A 234-nucleotide genomic window follows, 5' to 3' on the forward strand; every position below is an offset into this window, starting at 1 on the left:
TTCGTCGAGGCCGTGGTGCCCGATACCGCCCGGATCGTGGGGCGCAGTGCCGAGGCCATCGGCCTGGCCTGGCGGCGACGGACCGTGCTGATGGGGATTGCGCGGCAGGGCACGCGGATTTCGCGGCAGGTGCGCAAGACCGAAGTGGCACCGGGGGATATCCTGCTGCTGCTGGTGCCCAGCGAGGCGAAGGACGAGGTTCTCGACTGGCTCGGGGTGCTGCCGCTGGCGGAC

The 234-nt window shown here is 70.9% G+C and carries 1 protein-coding gene; it reads left to right on the forward strand.

Annotated elements, in window-relative coordinates; translation table 11 throughout:
• The coding region (locus H2O73_RS24335; protein ID WP_182110843.1) for a TrkA C-terminal domain-containing protein at positions 1-234 on the forward strand (234 nt) is incomplete at both ends.

The sequence above is a fragment of the Vibrio marinisediminis genome (assembly GCF_014050145.1).
Lineage (GTDB): Bacteria > Pseudomonadota > Gammaproteobacteria > Enterobacterales > Vibrionaceae > Vibrio > Vibrio marinisediminis.